This window comes from Paenibacillus cremeus (genome assembly GCF_007786445.1).
GTDB classification, from domain to species: domain Bacteria; phylum Bacillota; class Bacilli; order Paenibacillales; family NBRC-103111; genus Paenibacillus_G; species Paenibacillus_G cremeus.
The window spans coordinates 70,639-93,933 of record NZ_VNJI01000016.1 but is presented as its reverse complement, the minus strand read 5'-3'; the positions used below and the strand labels follow the sequence as shown (position 1 = coordinate 93,933).

Annotated in this window: 16 protein-coding genes; 2 read left to right on the top strand and 14 right to left on the bottom strand. The window is 54.6% G+C overall.

The window, feature by feature from the left end:
* Nucleotides 1–12 precede the first annotated feature (12 nt).
* The 11 genes from FPZ49_RS14810 to FPZ49_RS14760 form a co-directional block, all read right to left on the bottom strand.
* Nucleotides 13–1,482 (bottom strand): FAD-linked oxidase C-terminal domain-containing protein, encoded by a 1,470-nt coding sequence (locus tag FPZ49_RS14810; protein WP_144847968.1) that lies wholly within the window; start codon nt 1,480–1,482, stop codon nt 13–15.
* Nucleotides 1,479–2,849, bottom strand: coding sequence for a (Fe-S)-binding protein (locus tag FPZ49_RS14805; RefSeq protein ID WP_144847966.1), 1,371 nt, complete (start codon nt 2,847–2,849; stop codon nt 1,479–1,481). The genes FPZ49_RS14810 and FPZ49_RS14805 overlap by 4 nt, the downstream gene beginning before the upstream one ends.
* 4 nt (nt 2,850–2,853) lie before the next feature.
* Nucleotides 2,854–4,221: an FAD-binding oxidoreductase gene (locus FPZ49_RS14800; protein WP_144847964.1), complete on the bottom strand. Its 1,368-nt coding sequence runs from the start codon at nt 4,219–4,221 to the stop codon at nt 2,854–2,856.
* 25 nt (nt 4,222–4,246) lie between these two features.
* Nucleotides 4,247–5,137, bottom strand: a complete 891-nt coding sequence (locus tag FPZ49_RS14795; RefSeq protein WP_144847962.1) for a sugar phosphate isomerase/epimerase family protein — start codon at nt 5,135–5,137, stop codon at nt 4,247–4,249.
* A 65-nt stretch (nt 5,138–5,202) separates the two neighbouring features.
* Nucleotides 5,203–6,657 carry an NAD-dependent malic enzyme gene (locus tag FPZ49_RS14790; RefSeq protein ID WP_144847960.1) on the bottom strand — a complete coding sequence of 485 codons (1,455 nt, stop codon included), beginning with the start codon at nt 6,655–6,657 and terminating at the stop codon, nt 5,203–5,205.
* 28 nt (nt 6,658–6,685) lie between these two features.
* The gene (locus tag FPZ49_RS14785; RefSeq protein ID WP_144847958.1) at nt 6,686–8,860 is read right to left on the bottom strand and encodes a malate synthase G; all 2,175 of its coding nucleotides are present in this window, start codon (nt 8,858–8,860) and stop codon (nt 6,686–6,688) included.
* 31 nt (nt 8,861–8,891) lie between these two features.
* Complete coding sequence (locus FPZ49_RS14780; protein ID WP_144847956.1) at nt 8,892–9,659, bottom strand: fumarylacetoacetate hydrolase family protein; 768 nt, start codon at nt 9,657–9,659, stop codon at nt 8,892–8,894.
* A 153-nt stretch (nt 9,660–9,812) separates the two neighbouring features.
* Entirely contained in the window at nt 9,813–10,559 is a 747-nt protein-coding gene (locus FPZ49_RS14775; protein ID WP_144847954.1) for an IclR family transcriptional regulator, read from the bottom strand.
* A gap of 200 nt (nt 10,560–10,759) precedes the next feature.
* The gene (locus FPZ49_RS14770; protein ID WP_144847951.1) at nt 10,760–12,229 is read right to left on the bottom strand and encodes a hypothetical protein; all 1,470 of its coding nucleotides are present in this window, start codon (nt 12,227–12,229) and stop codon (nt 10,760–10,762) included.
* A 1-nt stretch (nt 12,230) separates the two neighbouring features.
* Nucleotides 12,231–13,010, bottom strand: coding sequence for a hypothetical protein (locus tag FPZ49_RS14765; RefSeq protein ID WP_144847949.1), 780 nt, complete (start codon nt 13,008–13,010; stop codon nt 12,231–12,233).
* Between the two features lie 264 nt (nt 13,011–13,274).
* The gene (locus FPZ49_RS14760) at nt 13,275–14,621 is read right to left on the bottom strand and encodes an FAD-dependent oxidoreductase (protein ID WP_186445828.1); all 1,347 of its coding nucleotides are present in this window, start codon (nt 14,619–14,621) and stop codon (nt 13,275–13,277) included.
* Between the two features lie 137 nt (nt 14,622–14,758).
* On the opposite strand from FPZ49_RS14760, the gene FPZ49_RS14755 reads away from it, so the two are divergent.
* Nucleotides 14,759–15,784 carry a LacI family DNA-binding transcriptional regulator gene (locus FPZ49_RS14755; RefSeq protein WP_144847947.1) on the top strand — a complete coding sequence of 342 codons (1,026 nt, stop codon included), beginning with the start codon at nt 14,759–14,761 and terminating at the stop codon, nt 15,782–15,784.
* An 86-nt stretch (nt 15,785–15,870) separates the two neighbouring features.
* On the opposite strand, the gene FPZ49_RS14750 is transcribed toward FPZ49_RS14755, so the two are convergent.
* The 3 genes from FPZ49_RS14750 to FPZ49_RS14740 are packed head-to-tail and all read right to left on the bottom strand — an operon-like array spanning nt 15,871 to nt 20,810.
* Nucleotides 15,871–17,082, bottom strand: coding sequence for an oligogalacturonate lyase family protein (locus FPZ49_RS14750; RefSeq protein WP_186445827.1), 1,212 nt, complete (start codon nt 17,080–17,082; stop codon nt 15,871–15,873).
* 59 nt (nt 17,083–17,141) lie between these two features.
* Nucleotides 17,142–19,166 (bottom strand): beta-galactosidase trimerization domain-containing protein, encoded by a 2,025-nt coding sequence (locus FPZ49_RS14745; protein WP_144847943.1) that lies wholly within the window; start codon nt 19,164–19,166, stop codon nt 17,142–17,144.
* Between the two features lie 27 nt (nt 19,167–19,193).
* Complete coding sequence (locus tag FPZ49_RS14740; protein ID WP_144847941.1) at nt 19,194–20,810, bottom strand: extracellular solute-binding protein; 1,617 nt, start codon at nt 20,808–20,810, stop codon at nt 19,194–19,196.
* Nucleotides 20,811–21,062: 252 nt separating this feature from the next.
* Here FPZ49_RS14740 and FPZ49_RS14735 point away from each other — a divergent pair, with 252 nt between their 5' ends.
* A complete protein-coding gene (locus tag FPZ49_RS14735) occupies nt 21,063–23,264 on the top strand; it encodes a helix-turn-helix domain-containing protein (RefSeq protein WP_144847939.1) in 2,202 nt (733 codons plus the stop codon).
* Nucleotides 23,265–23,295: the final 31 nt, after the last annotated feature.

The following is a 23,295-nucleotide window of genomic DNA, read 5'->3' as shown; positions in this document are numbered from 1 at the left end:
CCCTTGTTACAATCAATGAACCATAGTATTCACACTAGCCTGGTGCTCGCCCAACACTTTAGGCTGCTTCAGCTCCACACAGCGAGCCGGTTTGGGGAAAATTTTGCCGGGATTGCACAGCTGGTCCGGATTGAACACATCGCGGATGCGAATCTGCGCCTGCATTTCCTCCTCGGTGAAAATGAACCGCATATCCTCCATTTTTTCCACGCCTACGCCATGCTCACCGGTGATCGATCCGCCGACGTCGGCGCACACCTTGAGCACCTCGGAGCCCGCTTGCACCGCACGTTGCGTCTCTCCGTCGTTCCGGGAATTATACAGAATGAGCGGGTGCAGATTGCCGTCGCCGGCATGAAATACGTTGGCGATCCGCAGGTCGTACTTCCGGCTGACCTCGCCGATCCGGCTCAACACCTCGGGCAATCGGCTCCGCGGAATGACGCCGTCCTGCACCAAATAATCCGGCGAAATAGTACCCATCGCGCCGAAGGCGGTTTTGCGGTTCGCCCACCAGCGAGCCCGTTCCTCAGGGCTGTTCGCTTGACGCACCTCACGCACCCGATGCTTGCGGCACACCTCAATGACGCGGTCGATTTGCTCCTGCAGGCCAGCAATAACGCCGTCCACCTCCACGATCAGCACCGCGCCCAAATCCCGAGGATACCCGACCGGATAGTTGCCCGACTCCACGCCTTCGATCGCCGTCCGGTCCATCATCTCCAGCGCCGCCGGAACGATGCCTTCGGCAATAATATCCGACACAGCCAGGCTCGCGTCTTCCACCTCATCATAGAGCGCCAGCACGGTAAGGATGCCCTCCGGCTTTTTCAGGATCCGCACCGTAATTTCTGTGATAATCCCCATCGTCCCCTCAGAGCCGGTCAAAAACCCAAGCAAATCATACCCCGGAGCATCCGGAACGCCGCCGATCTGCACAATTTCACCATCCGGCAGCACTAGCTCTAGTCCGAGCACATGGTTCGTGGTCACGCCATATTTCAGACAGTGTGCGCCTCCGGCATTTTCGCCAACATTGCCTCCAATGGTGCAAGCCGCTTGGCTCGACGGATCGGGGGCATAGTAGTAGCCTTTGGACGAAATGGAGTTGGACAGCTTGAGATTGATAAAGCCCGGCTGCACGACCGCCCGCCGATTCGGATAATCCACAGAAACCAGCTTGTTCATGCGGGCTAAGCTGATAATCACTTCCCCGTTCAAGGCTGTTGCCCCGCCGCTGAGCCCCGTCCCCGCTCCTCTTGGCAAATACGGAATCCGGTGGTGATGCAAAATCCGGACGACCTCCGATACCTCCTGCGTGGATTTGGGGAATACCACCAGAGACGGCACGCCTTTATGAACCGTATAGCCGTCGCACTCATAGGCGAGCAGATCCTCATACCGGTGCAGCACCGCTCGCGGCCCGACGATGTGCTCGAATTGCTGGACGATCGATGCTTTTAGCTTGGCATCCAAACTCATTGCCGTACGCCCCCCTCCTTCGATTGCTTCATTCCACGGTAAGCCCAATCCAGCACCTGGATCGTGTGGAGAATTTGCTCGGAGCGGTCGTGGCGCACCACACCGACCATAAACTGCATCATGCAGCCCGGGTTGCCCATAACCACCGCGTCGCAGCCGCTGGGAACGTCGTTCATTTTCCGGTCCAGCAGCTCGCCCGCCATCTCCGGATGCGTGATGTTGTACACGCCGGCACTGCCGCAGCAGCGGTCCGAGTCCGGCAGCGCGACCATTTTGAGCCCCGGAACGGAGGCCAGCAATCGGCGAGGCTCCGCCCGAACCCCCTGGGCATGAGCCAAGTGGCAGGCGTCGTGATAGGTGATCGTCAGATCGACCTCGCCCTTCGGCGGAATTAAGCCAAGCTGGTCAAGGAAGCTGGAGACATCGACGGTCTTATCGGCAAAAAGATGCGCCTTATCCGCGTACTGCGGATCGGATTTGAGCAGCTCGCCGTATTCCTTCAGCGTGGATCCGCAGCCTGCGGCGTTAATAATCACCGCATCGATCTCCTCGGATAAGAAGGCGTCGATATTGCGCTTCGCCAGCTGCTTCGCCATATCCCGGTCACCGGCATGTACATGCAAGGCACCGCAGCAGGATTGATCTTGTGGGATCCATACCTCACAGCCGTTATGCCGCAGCACGTTAATCGTCGCTTCATTGATATCTGCGAAGACCGCGTCCATCACGCAGCCTGTAAGCACCGCCACTCGGGCCCGCTTGGGACCAATTGGAGCGAGCACCGTTTCTACCCGGCCCAGCACCGGCTTGGTCTTCAGATCCGGGAGCGCCTTTTCCATCTCCTGTAAATGCACCGGCAGAACGCGGAGCAGCCCGGCTCGCCGGGCTACATACCTGACGCCAGACCGCTGATAAAACCGGGTAAGCCCCGACATCATTCGCATCCGGGAGGCATGCGGGAACAATCCGCGCAAAAAGAACTTGTTCAGCACCCCGGAAAAGCCGGACGGCGGCGTTTCTTTGTACAGCTGTCCGCGAGCTTCCTCGACCAGTGCTCCTACCTGCACCCCGGAAGGGCACGCCGTTTCACAGGCACGGCAATCCAAGCAAGCATTGACCGGAGCGGCGAAAAAATCGTTCAGCTGCAGCTTTCCTTCCGCTACCGATTTAATTAAATAGACGCGCCCGCGCGGGGAGTGGGCTTCAAGTCCGGTCTGCTGATAGGTCGGACAAGATTCGAGGCACATACCGCAATGCACGCATTCGGAAAATTTGGCAGGGTCCGGCGAGTCCTCCCAGCGGTAATTCGATTTGGGAAACAGGAGGCTTTCCGGGGGCTGGGTGATCGCTTTCACTTGTTTGGACATCTCACTATCCTCCAATAATTCGCCCAGGATTGAGCGTTTCGTTCGGATCTATCGTACGCTTAATGCCTCGCATAATTTTTTGGTCTGCGGTCGCTTCATCCCAGATCGCAATCTGATTGCGAATAACGCTGGGGGCAAAATCCACGACGGTGCGGATGCCCAGCGGCCTCATCTCATGTTGGATCCCGTGAATCCAGGCGATGAGACGACGATAAGCGTCGGCGTTCGCCTCTCCTTCCGCTTCCACCGTTGCCCCGGCGATGCCCGTGTAGGCTCCGCCGCTGAACTTCAAGGAAACGTCATGGCGTGCCGCCCGCGCTTCCGCAGCCTCAAACATCGCCGGGATGTCGGTCAGCTTGCCCATCAGCTTCATGGACACGACCGCCGAGGTGTCTTGGAGCAGATTGGAATTCGGCACAATATTTCGCACTTGAGCCAACGCCGCCTCCGTTTCCTCGGCCCCTCGAAGCTCCGTCAAAATCGCAGCCCCCGCCTCTCGGCATAGCTGCCCGACTTGGCGAGCCTGCTCATCCACCGACGACCACACATCGGCAAAGCCGACCAGAAGCACCGGCCCTTGCGAGTCGATACCGATCGCCTGGGCTGCCCGAGGATTAACCCATTCACACACACACGGCTCGAGCTGCGAATCCAGCAGCGTAAGCTGCAGCGCGCGCAGCGTTTCGACGCTGGCATTGCCGATCACCAGCAGACCCCAGCCCGGTGGAATCGGCCGGATTTTAAACGTGAACTCCGTGTGCACGCCAAGCGTGCCCATAGACCCGATAAACAGTTTGTTCATGTCGTAGCCGGCTACATTTTTCACAACCTTGGCACCGGTTCGGATCACCTGCCCGTTCGGATAAACAATGCGGGAGGCGATCAGCAGGTCTCGAATCGAGCCAAAGCCCGCCCGAAGCAGACCGGACGCACCTGAATTCACGATCCCCCCGATGGTTGACTGCTCATCCCATGCCACATCCAGCGGCAAAAACTGCCCTGCAGAGCGTAACGTCTCTTGCAGCTCCCGAAGCGTCGTACCGGCCAGAACGGAAACCATCAAATCGCCGGCGGAATGCTCCAATACACCGGACATGTGCTTCATCGACAAAATCATATCGACGGCTTGAACGGATTGCCCGTACGCATCCTTGGTGCCTCCGCCTTGAGGAGCAACGGATAATCGGTTCTCATCCGCTAAACGAAGGAATTCCGCCACCTGCTCCTCATTTTCCGGCAGCGCTTTCAAAGCAGCGTTTAACCGGTATTCCGAGTGTGAGCTGTCACCGGGCCGCAGATTGCTCTCACCGGCGAATCTGGCGAAGGCCGACCGGATTTGTTCATTGTTTGGCCCTACTTTGATGCCATCCATCTCATTAACCTCCAAGCCTATTAAATTAACATTCAGGCCAAATCGCCGAATGGCGCTGCAGCAGCCGCCAGGCCTCGAGCAGCGTGCGCTTGCCTCCTGCAATGACCGCTTGCGGGGATTCGCCCGCTAACGGCTTCACACCGAGAGCCAGCACCTTTTGCTTGCCTTCCCCGATGTAGTCCATCTTGCAGAGATTCCGTAAAAAATGCATCAGCTGCTCCGTATTCACAGCCTGCTGCCTGGCAGCCACGTGCTGCTGGTACCTTCCGTCCTTGCTGCAGTTGCCGATCCGGGAGTAGATCAATTGCTTTTTGACGTGCTTCATGTTTCGATCGTTCATTTCATAGTGTGCAGGTAAGTGTTCGACATCGATGTAGACCCCGGTGCCGGGGATTTTTGCGATTGTTTCTCTAGGAGGCTCGTTGGAAAAGGTAAAGGGAGGTTCATAGGCTGCTTTCATCGCGCCTTTGGAAGCGGCGTACCGGCCGATTTCTTGGAGGGACTGCTCCAATGCCGGCAGGGTGTTTTTATGCAAAAAGGCTCCTGATATAAACTCATCCGAAATCGTCACCATCTCAGCATGCATCTCGGAGGCCTCATCTATGGCTTCTTTCAGCTCTTGAATCGCCGAACGGCGCTCGCGCTCGATCAAGCTGCCTATGCTTAGCGGCTTAGCTGCTGACGGCCTCGGCTGGGCATGATAGCAAACCATCATTCCGCTGCTGAGAAGCAGCTGGGTGACTTCGGTCCGCTCAGCCGGATCCGGAATTGACGTCAGTTCGATCGCATCAAAAAATGGGTCGCGCACAATGTCCATCATCGATTCTATGGTGCCACCGCGCTTGGAAGCAGCTAAAGGGAAAGCCGCACGATGGACGATGCCCATTTTCATACACTGATGAATATCCTCTTTCAAGCGGCAACAACTCCTGCAAGGTAGTAGGTTGTTGACATAAAGGGAGGCCGAAGCCCCCCAATGGGTTAGAACATCATTGCATGTGTCAATCTGCGCTCCAGCGGCTTCGAGCCTTTAAATTCTGGCGGAATCCGGCGGGCGACACCGGAGCTGATCGCAGCGAGGACCACTTGATCGCGAATGCTTTGGACCACGCGTTCATTGAAGATGGAAGGAATGATATACTGCTCGTTGAGCTCATCATCGGATACGGTTAAGGCGATCGCTCTCGATGCAGCCAGCTTCATCTCTTCATTAATTTCACTGGCCCTGCAATCCAGCGCTCCACGGAAAATCCCAGGGAAGCAGAGCACATTATTAATCTGGTTCGGAAAATCGCTCCGGCCGGTCGCCATCACCCTGACATAGGGCTCTGCGATTTCCGGGTCGATCTCTGGCGTCGGATTCGCCATGGCGAAGACGATCGGATCCGCAGCCATGCGGCGTACATCGTCCAGCTTCAGCACGTTCGGACCGGAGACGCCGACAAAGACGTCTGCCCCATTCACAGCATCGGATAAGCCGCCCTGCAGATCATCCGGGTTCGTGTGCTGCGCCACCCAATCCCATAACGGATTATCGTATGCGGCGCCGCGTGTCAAAATGCCATGACGATCCACGGCTACGACGTTCTGCGCCCCGGCTCCGAGGAGCATTTTGATGATGGATACCCCGGCCGCCCCGATGCCGAGAACGACGATTCGGATGTCCTCCATCCGTTTTTTGGTCACTCGCAGCGCATTGATCAATCCAGCCAGAACGACCACCGCCGTTCCGTGCTGATCGTCGTGGAACACCGGAATGTCCAGCTCCTGCTTCAGACGCGTCTCAATCTCAAAGCATCGCGGTGAGCTGATGTCCTCCAGATTGATCCCGCCGAACGCCGGGGCCATGTGCTTGATCGTTCGGATGATTTCTTCCGTATCCTTGGTATCCAAGCAGATCGGCACCGCATCCACTCCGGCCAGCTGCTTGAACAGCATGGCCTTGCCTTCCATCACGGGCATGGCGGCAGCCGGGCCAATATCGCCCAAGCCAAGCACCGCAGTGCCGTCGGAGATGACCGCGACCGTATTGCGCTTGATGGTCAGCGTGAACGCTTTTTGCGGATTTTCGTGGATCGCCATGCACACTTTGGCTACGCCCGGCGTGTACACCTTGGATAAATCATCGCGATTTTTGATCGGAATCTTCGGCTGAACCTCGATTTTCCCCCCTAGGTGAACTAGGAAGGTGGGGTCCGAAATATGGTGCAGCACCACGCCCGGCAGCTGCCGAATGTTCTCTGCGATCGCTTCTTCGGTTTGTGTCCCCAGATTGACCGTAATGTCTCTCATGGTTGACTGCCGATCGGAGCGAATCACGTCAATCGCCACGATATCTCCGCCCGCACGGCTGACCACGCTCGCCACTTCCCCGAAGGTGGTAACGGTTTGATCCAATTCAATACGCAATAAAATGCTGTTTGATGAGGATTTCATGCGAGCACTCTCCCTCCTATAGCATAACTTACGCGAAAACTTTGGCCTTGAACTCGATACGTCTGCGGTGCAGGATCGGCTCGGTATAGCCGTTCGGCTGATCATAGCCCTCGAACACGAGCTCGCAAGCCGCCTGGAATGCTACGGATTGCTCGTAGTTGCCTGCCATTGGACGGTACGCAGGATCTCCGGCGTTCTGCTCGTCGACGACTTTGGCCAGGCGCTGCATCGTCTCTTGGATCTGCTCCTTCGTGCAAATGCCATGGTGCAGCCAGTTGGCCATATGCTGACTGGAAATACGCAGCGTTGCGCGGTCTTCCATGAGGCCCACGTTATTAATGTCCGGTACCTTGGAGCATCCGACGCCCTGCTCTACCCAGCGTACCACATAGCCGAGAATGCCCTGCGCGTTGTTGTCCAGCTCCTGTTGGATTTCCTCCGGGGTCCATTGCGGCGCTTTTTCCACCGGGAGGTCCAGAATCTCATCGCGATAATTCGCGTTAATTTCTTTCAATTGGTTCTGCACCTTCGTGACATCGACTTGATGGTAGTGAAGCGCGTGCAGCGCAGCAGCGGTTGGGGATGGCACCCATGCCGTGTTGCAGCCGGCTTGCAGCTGAGCGACCTTTTGCTTCAGCATTTCCTTCATCAGGTCCGGCATCGCCCACATGCCTTTGCCGATCTGGGCACGGCCTTGCAGGCCGGCGGCCAGCCCGACGCTGACATTCGACTTCTCATAGGCTTGCAGCCAGCGCGAAGTTTTCATGTTATTTTTGCGAATCATTGGGCCCGCTTCCATGGAAGTATGCATTTCGTCGCCCGTCCGGTCCAGGAACCCGGTATTAATGAAGACGACCCGGTCTTTAACCTCACGGATGCAGGCCTTCAAATTCAAGGAGGTGCGGCGCTCCTCGTCCATGACACCAATCTTCAGCGTATGACGCTCCAGCCCCAGCAGATCCTCGACCCGGTTAAACAGCGTATTGGCAAAAGCGACCTCTGCGGAGCCGTGCATTTTCGGTTTTACAATGTAAATGGAGCCTTGGCGCGAGTTTTGGGACGATCCATTGCGCAGCAAATCGTGCTTGGCAATCAGGCTGGTCACAACCGCGTCGAGGATGCCTTCAGGAATCTCCTGTCCATTTTGATCCAAAATAGCGTTAATCGTCATCAAATGCCCCACGTTGCGGACAAACAGAAGCGAGCGGCCGTGCAAAGTGATTTCCTCGCCTGCCGGTGTTGTGTATACGCGATCCGGATTGAGCGTTCTTGTGATCGTTTTATTGCCTTTTGGGAAAACCGCGGACAGGTCGCCCTTCATGAGCCCCAGCCAGTTCGTGTAAACGAGCACTTTGTCTTCGGCATCGACTGCGGTTACGGAATCTTCACAATCCATGATGGTCGTGATTGCGCCCTCCATCAAGATGTCTTTCACGCCAGCTTGATCCGTTGAACCGATAGGATGCGTACGATCGATTTGGATTTCAAAATGAATGCCGTTATTTTTCAGCAAAATAGCCGAAGGTGCTTGTGGCTCGCCTTGGTAGCCTATGAGCTTCGATGCGTCGCTTAGGCCTGCCTGCTCCCCGTTAGCAAGGGATACGGACAGCTGACCGTCCACAATTGTATATTGCGTTGCGTCCTGATGGGAGCCGCTTGTTAATGGTGACGCTTGATCCAGAAACGCTCTGGCGAAGGCAATGACCTTCTGCCCGCGAACCGGATTGTACCCCGACGTGCGCTCTGCGCCGCCTTCCTCGTCGATCGCGTCCGTTCCGTACAGCGCGTCGTACAGGCTTCCCCAGCGGGCGTTCGCCGCGTTCAGCGCGTACCGCGCATTATTGACTGGCACCACCAGCTGCGGTCCGGCCTGCAAGGCGATTTCGCTGTCCACATTCTCAGTGGTAATTTGAAAATCTTCCGCTTCCGGCTCGAGATAGCCGATTTCTTGCAAAAATGCTTTATACGCTTCAAAATCGAAGCTTGCCTTATTGGCGATATGCCATTCATTGATTTGCTTTTGCAGCTCATCTCGTTTGGCAAGTAACGCCTTATTTTGAGGGACCAGCTCGTGAATCAGCGTACTAAAACCGGACCAGAAGCGCTCGCTCGTCACCCCGCTGCCGGGAAGGGCTTGCGAATTAATAAACTGGTACAGAACGTCCGCGACTTGCAGATTGCCTACTTGTACGTAGTTGCTCATGGGTTTGGTCTCCTTTGCTATTTGAATAGGATTATTGTGCTTTAACGGTATTTCGCAGGTGTCCGATGCCTTCGATAAAGCAATCTACCACGTCGCCATCGCGAACCATATCCGCTCCCGCAGGCGTTCCCGTCAGAATGACATCTCCTGGCTGTAGGGTCATGAATCCGCTAATGTAGGAGATCATCACATCGATCGGCGTAATGATGCGTTCCATCATGGCATCCTGCTTGGCGACTTCGTTTACTGACGCTTGAATACGGGCGTTGCGGTAATCGAATTCCGTCTCAATCACCGGACCGAGCGGGCAGAACGTGTCGTAGGATTTGCCAATCGTCCAATGGCCTTCCGGATGGAAATAGTTCAGGGCGCCAAAGTCGTTAGTCACCGTGTAGCCAAAAATGACCTCGTCCGCTTGGGCAGGCGTAATGTTCTTCGCCTCTTTGCCGATAATGACGGCCAGCTCTGATTCGAACTTGATCTCGTCCGTTCCGCGAGGGAGCAGTACGGTATCTTCCGGACCAACGACAGTGGTGAGCGGCTTGAAAAATAAGATCGGCATATCCGGAATGGCCGGTTTCTCGACGCCAGTGTCGACGAAGTTTTTGCCGATACCGATGATGTGCTTAGGGCTGAGCGGGGCGTGGAGGCGGACATCCTTCAGTTCGAAGGACTGGCCGGTTAGCGTGCAGGACCCGAATAAGTCTCCGGAAAATTCGCGAATGGTATCGCCTTCCACAATGCCGCTGCGGATCTCAGACTGGGCATCGCCGGGAATTGTAAATCGTGCTAGTTTCATAGACAACCTCACCCTTCTATGTTCGGTATTATGAACGACGTTCTAAATGATGTTTCTGATGATTATCTTCCCATAGTTTCCCTTTAGTGTCAATGGGATAGATGCTAAAAAATCCCGTTCCACCTTTGACGTGAATCGGGATTATAGACATACTTATATATTCGTCGACAGCCGCTGGGCCAAGCCGCAAACTTCCTGCACGGCCTCTGCTTTCTTTCCTTCCCAATGGTGAATGGGCATCGAGCAGCTGACCGCTGCAACGACCGTACCTCGGCTGCGAACCGGTGCGGCCACACAGCAAAAGCCCATGACGCCCTCCTGGATATCGAAGGAGTACCCGTCATGGCGAACCTTGACCAATTCCTGCAGGAAGGCTTCGCGGGAACCGATCGTATGAACCGTCACCTTTTGCAGCGATTCCTGGGGAAATACACGGTGCAGTTGCTCCGCATCCATGTCCATCATAAGTGACTTCCCAAGACCCGTTGCATGCGCGGGAAAACGAACCCCCGGCCCGGACACCATCTGTACTGGAGAAGGTGCCTCGACCTTGGTCAAATACAGCACCTCGCTGCCCTCCAAACGAGCCAGCGCTACAGATTCCTGCAGCTTGCGCATCACCGGCTCCGCCATCCGCCGAAACTCTTCAATCAGATCATATTGGCGAAAATAGGCGCTGCCCAGCTCCCCCACCGCACTCCCCAGCGCGTAGGTTTCGTTCCGGTCCCGGTTGATCCACTGCAGGCGCTCCATCGTTTGCAGCAAGGAATACAGCGTGCTCTTGCTGATCCCCAGATGCTTGGACAGCTCGGACAGCTTCCACTTATAAGGCTCCCCGGTGAGCAGCGACAGTACAGCATGGGCTCGATCCAGTGCAGGGACAGAATATTTCTGTTCCAAGTCATCACGTCCTTCGTATAATAAACACCGTTCGGTATTATAAACAGTTGTTCACTAAATTTTAGCACCGGTTCGATTGGCAGTCAATGACAAATGCTAAGGCCGGAAGCCTGATTGTTGTGAAGTTGATAGAAAAAAATACAGCCCGCCTCCAAAAGTGAGGAGCGGACTGCATTTTTTTATTAACCTGAAGCTGCAAATTACTCTTTGATCTCAAACGCCATCCGGATGGCAGGAATTTTGGAGCCCGGATGGTCTTTCTCGTACGTCAGCTGCGGAGCCAGGTATACGTCGGGAGTCTTTTGCTGACCTTTGTAAATACCCGGATACAAATCGATGATATGGTATCCGGGCTCTCCGGTCGCCACCATGGTGAACTCCACATCTCCTTGAGTATTAAAGCCGCACATGTAGCCAGTATAGGCGTTGTCGTAGGTTAAATAAAGGGTGTTGTCAAACTCTGTCCACCCTACGCCTTTTAGATGGATGGTAACCTCGGTGCCCGCAGGACCCGATACAGGCGATATGCTGACAATACTCGGATTGATCGTCAAGTACGTTTGTCCGTACGTTTGCTCACCCGCGACCAAATCAATACGATGGGGCACGCCGCCTAAATCGTCGGGGATTGGGAAATCAAACGTAAGACTCCCGTCCTGATCGGTTGTCTTCTCCACCAAGGTTATCTGCTTTTCAGCAAAACCCAAGCCCGATACGCGGCTCCCGCTCATCGTGTTCCAAACCAGCTTCAGCTTCTCGTTCGCCGGAAGCCCCTTTGCCGTTAAAGTGATCGGCTCACCGACTGTTCCGGCTTCCTTACTCAGGGAGACGTTCACCCCTTCTTGATTTTGCGGGTCCGGCATAATTAAACCGCCGTTAGCTGCAGAATCGGGAACGGGCTCGACGTAAGCGTTCAGGTCGGGTTTGCCCTCCGTCACTTTGAACGAAAACGTTGGCACGGGCAAATAAGAGGTCGGCGCCTGCTGATGATTGATGTACGGCATGCCGATATAGCCGTGCCAAGCCGTCAGGGAGTGGATGCCTGGAGACCCGGCAGCCCGCAGCTTGGCCGTCGCCTTCCCGTTTGTGGAGACGGCGGATATGAGACCGGTCATCTTGTTATCGTATGTAAGCTGCCAGTTACTTTCCATCGTCGTCCAGCCGATCCCCTCGGCTTCAATCGTGATCTCCGTTCCGACGGGACCGGATTGGGGGGACATTTTAAAGCTGGGCGAGACGAAATAGTTGTTTTGCGATAGGTTTCGGCCGTTTTGGCGCACGTAAACCGTATGATCGCCGCCGAAGCCCTCCGGTACCTTAAAAGAGCCTTTCCATGTACCGTCTTCATTAGGCGTTCCTTTTAGAAGTGAGACTTCCTGCTCCTTATATTCCGCACCGATGAAGGAATAAATGCCTTTGAGCTTATAGCTTCCGGTAACGGTCATCCAGACTAATTCGACGTCCTCGTTCGGATCCAGGCCGGCAGCTTCGAAACCGACCAAAGAACGGATGAAGCCTTTTTCCTGGAGCAGCGTCAGTGTGGCAGGGGCAGGCGAGACCGAAGCTGCGGACTCATCCGCATATGCCAGGTGCGATGACTGAACCGTGATACTTCCGGCTGCCAGAGATAGAAGTAAGAAAGATTTTGCTAAAAGACCGATTTTCTTCATGTTATTGCTTCGTCTGAGCCGCTGCAGGGGCCGCTTGATCGGCTGCAACGATCGTCAGCAGGGAAGGCATGACGTTAAACGGCTTGTATTCCCCCTTGGAAGAAGCGGTTTCAGCGGTTACGAAATAGTTTAACGTGCCCTTCGGCGTTTTGTCCGTCACTTTGTAAGTGGCTGTCCAGAATTTTTCGCCGTTTGGCTGATCCGGAGGATGGCTGCCAAAGTGCATATCCAACACGTCACCGGTGGAAAGATGAACCTGCAGCTTCGCATCTTCAGCGAGTTGGCCGGTAATGGAGTTGGCAGCGGTCATCCTAAATACGATGGTATCGCCAACCTGGAAACGATTTTGAACCACACATTCACCCAATTGAGAAACGGTATCCCCATAGACTGTCAATTTGGAGTCGTAAACAACTTGAGCGGTATGAGATTGCTCATCCCATTCAATCTTGGCGGCACCGGAAGCATCCACAACGGAGCGCAAAGCCGCGACCGGAGCCTCGTCTTTAAGTTCGACGTCGATTGTACTGCCGTTGATCGTCGCTTTTTTGTCCGCTTTGTTCAGACTGTAGGAAATCCCGGTAAGCTTAGAGTAAGCGGCAAGATCGACAAAGGTTCTGCCTTCCTGGGAGAAATAATTGTTGGCGGATTCCACGGCCATACCATTCACTTTAATCGTAACATTGGTACCGCTTGCCGCTGCCATTGCGGGGAAAGCAACAGCCATAGTCGCAACCACCATTGTGATTCCTAATGATGCGGTTTTCATCTTGAGTTTCAAAATAAGTACCTCCTTGGGATTGGTGAGTAAAGATTCTGTGGATACGTAAGCTATATCCTACGAAATTTTAATACAAAGTTTATATTATTCCGATCGGGTATATCAGTCTATGACGAATCTTGTCGAAAAAAGTCGTTTTCTCCAAAAAAACATTAATGTAAATTCTGACTAAGGAGAAAACCTGCTTTTTTAGGGGGAATATACAAATAAACCCTTTCACTTCCAGCAAGGAAATCGAAAGGGTTTACGTTACGTGCAAAAGGATTAGCTCAGCAACGCACCATCGGCGATCAGTACGGCCTGCAGCTCTTGGATGTTGATATCCGCAGGGTTAACGCTACGCTTCACCGCAAGACCTGCGGCAGAGCCGGCCGCTTGCCCCGTGGCCATGCAGCTTGGCGAAAGCCGGGTCGTCGCGAGCGCTTCGTGCGAGGTGGAAATGCAGCGTCCAGCGTTGAGCAGGTTCTCGATCTTCTGAGGCAGCAGGCAGCGGTAAGGAATATCGTAGGCGCCGTCCCCAGCGACCCAGGCGACCTTCACATCTTTTTCCTTCGGATCGTGCAAATCTACGGGGTACCCGCTGCGTGCAATGACATCTTCAAAGCGGCGGCCCTGGACGACATCCGATGCTTGCAGCGTATACTGCCCTTGAATGCGTCGCGTCTCGCGGATCCCGATCTGTGCGCCTACGGCGGAAATGGCCGCCTTTTCAAAGCCCGGCAGCGTCTTCATAAATTCGGCGACCATAAGCACCTGCTTGCGTCCCAGCTCCTCCGCCTCGGTCAGATCCTCCACGTTCGTGCCGTCCAGCCCCTGAACCCGCGTCGTATTCACCAGCACCTCGTCCGCCTCCGGTCCGGTGAAGAACAGCACCTGATCGCGGTTAATCGGCAGATTGGCTTCCTGCCAATGCTTGAAATAGCCCATGACACCGGAGAGAGGCAAATCCTTAAGCTCCGAGAACGGCGTTTTCTCATAAAACTCGTCCGGATGATCCAGCATATACTGCTTCACCGCTGCCAGGTTCACGCCCCGCATACGGAATTTCATCGTCATCGGCTGCGTCAGCTTATCGCCTTCACGCCCTTGCAGGACCGGCGCACCGGAGAGGTAAGCCAGATCGGCATCCCCTGTCGTATCCACAAAAACCGTACCGCGCACATCGATGCGCCCGGACTTGGAGGTCAGCTGCACGGAACGGATGCGGTTGTCCTCGACTTCCACTTTGTCGACGAAGCTGTGGAGCAGCAGTTTGACGCCCGCTTCCTTCAGCATATCGACGGCCAGCATTTTATACACTTCCGGATGATAGGGCGTAATCGTATGCACAAAGCCTACCGTATCTCTAAGATGACCTGGGGAAGCGTTCATCTCCATCAGGCGATCAATAATTTCTTGTGCGATCCCTTTGATCACTTGCTTGCCGTCCGTTGTATGGAAGGTCATCCACGGATACACCAAGGCTGCGGTTGACATACCGCCGATAAAGCCGTATTTTTCGATCAGCACGGTCTTCGCCCCGCTGCGTCCCGCCGCAATGGCTGCGTTCACGCCCGCAGGACCTCCCCCAACAACCACGATATCCGCGTCAATTACTCTATTCAAACTCATGTTTCATTCGCTCCTTTGGAGTAAATAGCTTCGTATACCATTCAGTATAGTTGAAAGTTAACCTTCATTTTAGTTTAAAATTAGTTTAAAATTCAGGTTGCTATTTCCCATCAAAATGAAACCAGGTGAACCTGCCTATGCGTAAACGTGTCACCCTACATGATCTGGCTGATCAGCTCGGCCTAACGATCCAAACCGTATCCAAAGCGCTGCGCGGATTACCCGGCATGTCGGAGCAAACCCGCAGTGAGGTGTTCGAAATGGCCCGCAAGCTGGGCTATCTCACCAAGGACCAGAAGCAGACGCTGCAGCTGGATCAAATCTCTCCCTATCCGACGGTGAAGCGCCGATTTGTCTTGATCCAAAATAAGCAGTCGCTCAACTTTAATCGGCTGCTGCTGCAAGGGCTGCATGAGCGGTTTATGGAGTTCGGCCATACGGTGCAGCCGATAGTCATCCCACCGCAGCTGGCGCCGGATCGGTTCGAAGCCTGGGCGGAGGAGCAAGGGCTGCATTACGCCGAAGGCGTATTCATAGCCCCGCGCATGAGCCATGATCTTCTGGAGCAGAAGCTGCTGGAGCTGCCGCTGCCGCGCATTTTGCTCAACTTCCCCCCACCGGAGGCGAAGGTCGATAGTGTGATTTGGGATGTCTATGAGGCGATCTATCAAGCGGTGCGCTGTCTGCATCGGCTAGGACATAAGCGGATCCTGTATGTCGGAGATATTCAGAGCCAGCGGGGCTTTGTGCTGCGTTGGCATGCCTTCCACGAGGCGATGAAGGACGCCGGCTTAACCGTAGCTGCCGATGAGCACGCTGTGATGCGGGATACCGATCCGGATTGGCTCCGTGATTTTGAGCACAAATATAAGCGGTACCAGCCAACGGCCGTCATTTGCGGATTGGACGATCAGACCGAGGCCGTCTATCATACGCTGAGCCGGATGGGCATCGCTGTGCCGCAAGCATGCTCGCTGGTCGCGCTGCTGAACGAGCAAACCGATACGCTGCCGCTCTGCACGCGTCCGCAGCTGCTCATCCGCGAAACCGGCTACCGGGCCGCCGATCGCATGCTGTGGCGCATTGCCAATCCACACCGGCCCTATGAGCACGTAAGGCTGCAGGGCTCGTTCATTACTGGAAGCACGACGCAAAAAAGCTAGGGCAATCCGAGTTGGATCGCCCTAGCCTACTAGCCTAATTTTATACACGATTAACACTCGGCTCATCTTCCGCAATCGAGCGTCGCTTAAGCTTGCTTGCTGGCCTGCACCTCGGCCAGCAAGGGGAGATCCTCCACGTCTCCGACCTCGGCGAGGTACAAGTTTGCGTACCCGCCCCGGTCCGACGTGTACAAGACCTGCGATGCATCCGCTGTAAATCGCGGATGCACATGCGTGGCGGCGTTAATCGCCATGCCGCCGTGGTAGGCCAGTACGCGGGGCTGGTCAAACCCGTAGCCGTTTCTTTTCCATAGCAGCACATGAGGGTTGGTGATCCGCTGGCCGTCCCCGACGATCAGCTCCAGATCATTGCTGTGAAAATGATGGCTGGTAAACGGGAAATCCACCTCGGTCTGCTCGGTATTATCATAGCGGATCGAGCCGAAGTAGCCATGAATTTGGCCGTCCGGCTGCACCTTGCGCCCATGATAGCCGAGCCGGACGCCGTCGGTGAACCAATACTCGTGCCCGACCGACTTCATCGGCCCTTGATCCGGCACCAGCTTAGCCGTCTTCCCGGTGGTTAAATCCAGCAGCCAGACCCGATGATCAATTTTGTCCCACGGGCCCTCATGGCAGAACGTAAGCAAATGCGGGACGGTAGGGGACATGTTCACATGCTTGATCCAATACGGCTCCACATAGACCGTATCCGTTCTACCGGTTTCAATCTCGATGCGGATGAGGCGCGTCTCTGGATAAGCAGCCCACGTTTCGTAGAAGCCGCCTTCAAATTCGCGGTGCACCTTATTTTCATTAATGGAGACGACGATGTATTTACCGTCTGCGCTAGGCGAGCCGGAGCTTAGGTAGTATCCCTCCGTTGTATCGTAAAGCACGCGCTGCTGCAAGGTCTTCAAATTCAGCGCCAGCACCTGCCCGAGGTAGAACATGTATACCTCATCGTTGCCCTCGTGCACATACGATAAGAGCAGGCGGTCAAAATACCGGTCGTGATAGGAGGGCTGCGGCAAATCGGTCAGCTGAACAATTTGCATGGAATCCATCTTCAAGCGGAACAGGTTGCTGGCATTTCCCCGCTGTGATTTAAATATAATATCGCCTTGATAGAACGTTTCATTCGTAAAATACAAATGATTGCTGTGGGTAAAATAGTCGGTCAGCTGCACAATGCGTCGGCCGGAAAGCTTATCCCGATACTCACGATATTCCGGATTGTACCATGTTCCCTGCATGCGTTCCCCCGTGTCTCCCACCTCGGTCAAACGAAACCCCAAAACAAAGCCCTCCCAGCTTCCTGTCTGGAAGCGAGAGGGCTGGCATGTGTACAGCTTCGTCATCTGGAAATTTTAATCGCGTCGAACATGCCCAGCTTATCCAGCTTCACCGTTAGCAGCCCGTCGCTAAAGGAGTAGGCGCATCTGCGGCCTGTGTATAAGCTCTGTACCGAACGGGGAGCTGAAGACAGCGGAACCTGCACCTCCAGATCGGACAGTGTCACCGGCGCGTAGAACGTGACCCCGAAATGACCGGTTCCATTCACAAGGTGAAGCAGCGTCGCTCCTCTTCCCTGCTGCTCGAACAGGGTGGCTTCGACCATCGGCGGCAGGTTGCCCTGAATCCGCGTCAGCCCGGCCACATGCTCCAGCAGATCGGCGACGAATTCGCTCGTATTCGTGTAGCCTTGACGGTGGAACAATTCACCCGGCTTCCAAGGGATGTAGATGCCCTGCCCTTTGCCGTAAGGATGAACGGTAAACCCGGGATGCTCGGTCACCTGCGTATAATAGCAGCGCTCAGGCGGCCCGTACATATGCGGCGGAATCAGCTTGAAATAGGTCTCCGCCTTGCTGCTGTAATCGGCAAACACGTAATGATTGTCTAGATAAATGAGTTTGGTCACCGGAAACCGCGGGAACTGATCCTCGTGATCCACTTTGAAATAAGAGGAGCGGTTGTCCTCGCGGATCGTATTCACCCTCTCCAGCCCCATGGATTGGAAAGGCAGTGTCTCACGCTTCTGATAGACTTCATTCTGGAACCCGCTTCGGCATACTGAGATCAACGTGCCTCCTGCCTGGGCGAAGGCGTCAAGCCGCTGCGTCAGCTCGTCGCTCAAAGGCTGGTAGTCCGGCACGATGATGGCCTTGTATTTGTCCCAAGGCAGGTTCAGCGCATTTTGCACCATCAAGGTATCGAACTGAAAATGATTTTCCGTCAAAAAGCGGAACCAGCCCCGGAACTCGGCTTGGTTGCCATTCGGTCCGTTCAAGAGGGCGATCGTCGCCTGAGAGGTGATGTTCATGTATTCCTGTCCATGCTCGGCATGATAATGGAACATCTCCTTGATGCCCTCATAGCCGGACTGATCCTCGTGATTATCCAACCGGCCGATCAGGTAATAATCCAGTCCGCCCCCGTTGGCCAGCGCTTGGCACAGCCGCAGCTTTTGCTGCTGAGGGGAAATCGCCCCATGGCGGTGATGATAGTCGATGAAGTCGACCGTCGTGTTGCTCGACACCATGTTGGGATACGAGCTGACGGCCCATTTCGTATTGTCCGAAGCGCTGTACTGCCAATGCGGCAGCGGACGGTCGAGCGCCGTGTTGGACTCCTGACGAATCATCCCTTCCTTCAGCTCGAAGTTGTTGGCGATGCAGATGTCCGGCCGGACGCCCAGAATCACCTGGTGCATTTTTTGGGCGTATTCCTTGAGAGTTCGCTCCTTAAACACCATGTACTTCTTGAACACCGGATCATTCGGATTCTCTTCCTTCGGCAGCTGGGAATCGAACATGGCGGCGAACTTGGTTTTGCAGCTGTCGCAGTGGCAAATGCCGTAATACCGGTAGCTGTAATCCTTGACCTGATAGCCGCCCATATTAAAGAAAATACCGTCAAAATCCAATTCCGTAATGGCTTCCTTAATGATTTCCGGCGCATAATGCTGCTGATAATCTCCGTTTAGACACACATGGACGTCCCCGTTGTAATCGACGATTTCGCCTTTAGGGCTGACATAAGCCCATTCCGGATGCATCTCGTAAATCGGACGGCGCACCTTGGAGAAATCCGTCCGGGCGATGACCTTAATCCCCTCCCGGTGGCAGGCCGCGATAATGTCCGCTAGGCTGTCTCCCGTCAAATACGGGCTTTGAAAATGGTACGGCAGCTTCGTCGGATAGCTGGCAATAATCCCTGCGGTGTTGATCATGACCACATTGGCCTTAAACTCCTTCAAATCGCGCACAAACTGCTCTGCGTCGATATCAAGCATATCGATTTCCCGCAGGTTCGTCTGAATTTCCCGCCAGGGGAAGTTTTTCCACCATTTTTCCGTTGAGTTAGAGCTAATCGCCATTCCCTATCGCCTCCAATAGTCAATGTTTTACTTGCCGTAGGTTTCCTTATAATCCTTGGCAAATTCCTGGTAGGCCTTTTTGATGTTGGGATCGTCGTTGATTTTTTTGACGTACGCCTTGTATTCGTCCATGGAGATTTGACCGACGACCGCTTTGACGGCCATCGAAGTCCATTCCTGCTCGAATTTGGGCCAAGTGGCAATCCACGTAGCAGAGTTGATCACGCTGAAAGGACTGATGAGTCCTTTTTCAAAATAACCCTGCGACTCGACCTGCTTGATTTTGGCGTCGTTATATTCTTTGGGTGCGGTCGGCGTGACGATTTTGCCGTATTTATCATAATAGAGCGCGATCGGCTGCCATGGTGAGGTGGACCCGACATCCTTCTTATGCTGATCGGTGAGCTGAATCTCTCCGTTGACCCGGTTGAAGTGAATGCCCTCTAAGCCATTGACGCTAAAATCGTAATACTCCTTCGTGTTGGTCATTTCGAGGTAATCAAGAATCCGCTTGACCTTATCCTCAGGTACCTTCTTAGAGATCAGAAAGGCTCCATCCACCCCGGTCGAATAGCGGACGGCGTAGCCGCCGGGTCCTTTTAACGGAGGTACGGTATCGACGATAGCATCAGGCTGAACCTTCTTGATCGAGGTCATAAAAGGATAATCCCAGCGGAAGCTTTCGTTGATCAGGGATGCCGCTTTGCCCGATTCGAACAGCTCGGTGGCCTGGGTCGGCTTCATTACGGCAAATTCCTTGGCGAGCACGCCGTCGGCGTACAAATCCCTCAGCCAGGCGATCAGTTCGGCATGCTGGGGCGTCAGCGTTTCGTAGATGAGACCGCCTTCCTCGTTAAAGGTCGGCTTGCCCGTGCCGAACGCGTCGCCGAAGCCGCCGGCGCTGCCGCCGCTGAACAAGCTCGCCTTGGACACCAGACCTATGGTGTCTTTTTTCCCGTTGCCGTCGATGTCGGCGTCTACGATTTTTTTCAGAGCGCTGCGGTATTCGTCCAAGGTTTGCGGCATTGGGATCCCCAGCTTATCGAGCCAATCCTTGCGGATTTTAGGCCCGCCTGACAGCTGCGGACGGTTTTTCGGGATAGCGTAGTTTTTGCCGAGAATCCTACTGGTGACCCATGAATCCGGCGCGGAAAAATTTTTGAGATTGGGGTATTTGCTGAAATCCCCGAGGAAAGGTGTTAAATCCCAGAACGCGCCGTTCTTGACAGCGTTTACAACCGGCGGGTGCTTCAGGTTGTTAATGACGAGCACCTCCGGAATGTTGCCGGATGCGAGGAGGAGGTTTAGCTTGGTGGTGTAATCGCCGTCCGGGATCCATTCGATGTTCAGCTTCGTATTCGTCCGTTTCATAAATTCCTTCCAATACGGATTATCCATATTGGGCGCTTCCTCGAACAGCCTTGCTGTCATCTGGATTTCCAGAGGTGGCTGGGGCTTGGCCTCCGGCTGCTTTACATTCGGTGCCGGTGCCGGTGTTGCTGTTGCTGTCGCCGCATCGGGCGCCTTAGCCGTTCCGCCTCCTCCGGAACTGCATCCGGCCATGAGTGCCAGCACCATCGACAGGCCGACGAAGCCGAGCCGTCCCTTTGGCTTACGCACAGCTTTCGGGTAACCTTGATCCATTCATGCTCATCCCCCATTCTTGTAAACCTCGCCGAGTTATCCCGGCAGCCATTAGCTACGATTATCGTACGTCCGCCAGGTACAGGCGCTCAATAGTCAAATTTTGCTCGCGGATGCCCGTGCTCTTTTCTGGTCACGTTTTTACGTTGGGTCGGTCTGAGATCAAGAATTGTCTATATCTGCCTTGGAGCTTGGTTTGGTAAAATCAGGATGCGGGAGATGTCCGAATGAGCATTGGAGTGATGATCTGGAATGAAGTCCAATTATTTCAATCGTCTAGTCTGTTTTGCCTGTCTCTCCGTCTGTTTGCCGATTATGCTGGCAGGGTTCGTTTACTACCAATATTCCATGAAAGGAGGCATTGTCAGCCTGCAGGAAAACAACGAGACTTCGCTTGGGATGATCGAGCAGTTTACGGAAAAAATCATGCGTGACATGGTGGACCGTTCCTTCCAACTGGCCCTCGATCCGTCGGTAGCGGAATCCTTTAATGCTCCCGATTATTCCAATGATTACGTCTCGCAAATGGAGCTTTTACGTAAAATGTCCCTGGAGAAATACCAAAACAAGCTAATCGGGGAAATTTATTATTATAATCGCAGCGCCGGGCTTGTCTTGTCTACCGATGCCGGCCATCAGCCGCTCGAGAGCTTCCGGTATAAAGCCGATATTGAAAAGCTGGAGCAAGACGCCACGGGCGGACAATGGGTTTACTTGCCCACCGGGCAGGCTAACGGCTTCCTCTCGTTCGCCCTAAGGCTGCCGACACTGGCTTCCGGCGAGGCTCAGGGCTGGCTGGTCACTCAGGCGGACGTAGCCCAGATCAACAAGTATATTTCCGGCGTCTATGCTTTAGCCAGCTCTCAAACGATGGTCGTGCTTGACGAGCAGCACCGGCCGCTATTCCAAATGACGAAAGCGTATGATTTCAAGCGATACGTGAACGGCTCCATCCTACAAGCCATCACATCAGGCAGCAGCAAAGACGGGCACGCGCTAAAAGGAACGGACGCGGAGGGTGAGTCGTTTTTTTATTCCTATAAAAAATCCACCTCCGGCAACGTCTATATTTCGATCCTGCCTTACCGTCTCGTTATGGAGAAGCTCAGCGGTATTCGCTGGACGACGCTCATTGCGGTGCTGGCGCTGCTTGCCGTCGGGATCCTTCTGGCGCTGATCACCCTGAGGCGGGCTTACAACCCGATCCGTCAATTCGTCGATTATTTAACCAAGGAAAAGGCACGGCTCGGCGAGCAGCTCGACCGCTCCGTCCCTCCACTGATCGAACGGCTGCTTCAGCAGTGGCTGGCAGGCACTTACAGCCACCGCCCGACGCTGTTTGAGGAGAGCCGCAAATACGGCATCCCCGTTGACGGGATCTATGTCACACTACTGGTCAAAGTGGAAAATCTGTTGAAGGAAACCCGCTTTAAGCCGGAAGACAAACCGATCCTCATGTTTGCCGTCACCAACATCATGAACGAGCTGCTGGCAGGAACCCCTCAGGTGCAGGGCTATGTGCTGCACGATCATCAGGGTCAAGGAACCGCGATACTGTATTTCAAGCGAAACACAGCGCAAGCGGACATGATGGCGCAGACCATGCAATTCGCCCAATCCATTCAGGCGTCGATCCGGCATTATTTAAAGCTGCGCGTCTCGGTCGGCATCGGCAAATTTTACCCTCACATCGCGGACCTTCACATCTCGTACCAAGAAGCGAAGCTGGCACTGCAATACCGCCTGTGCAAGGAAGAAGAAACGATCTTATGCATCGGGGAGCTTGAGGAAATGCACAAGCAGACCGCCTTTCGCTATCCCCGCTCCATCGAGCAGTCGATTGTGGAGGCGCTTTCCATCGGGAATCTGCCGGAAGCGCGAGCCGCCCTTCAGCAGTTTATTCAGGCGCTGCAGCCCTCCGGCTCCTTTGCCATCAGCTCCCAAAGCTGCTGTATGCTGCTTGCCGCCATCATCGCCTCCCTGGAGGATAAGGGTGGACGGACGCCGGAAATGCTGGAGTACAATCTATTTGACCAGCTGAGGACGAGGGAAACGCGTGCGGAAATGTGCGAGTGGTTTAACGAGATGCTGTTCCCGCTCTACGAAAAAATTGCCGATGACAATTACAACAAGTCCGGCAAGCTCATCGCTCAAAAAGCCAGCAAGTACATCATGGATAACGTGTCGCGGGAAATCTCGCTGGCGGAATGTGCGGATTCGCTGCGCATCACCCCCGCCTATTTGAGCCGGGTGTTCAAAAAGGAATTCGGCTGGTCGTTTCTCGATTATGTGACCGAATGCAAAATGAACGAGGCTAGACGGCTGCTCTCAGCCACTGATCAAAACATCAGCCAGATCGCCCAGGCGATCGGGTATTCGCACCGCACGTTCAACCGGGTGTTCCAGCGCATGCTGAAAATGTCACCCAGCGATTACCGCACCCAATACCGATGAGCTTCCATTCTTTTGAAGCGAAAGGAGTCAA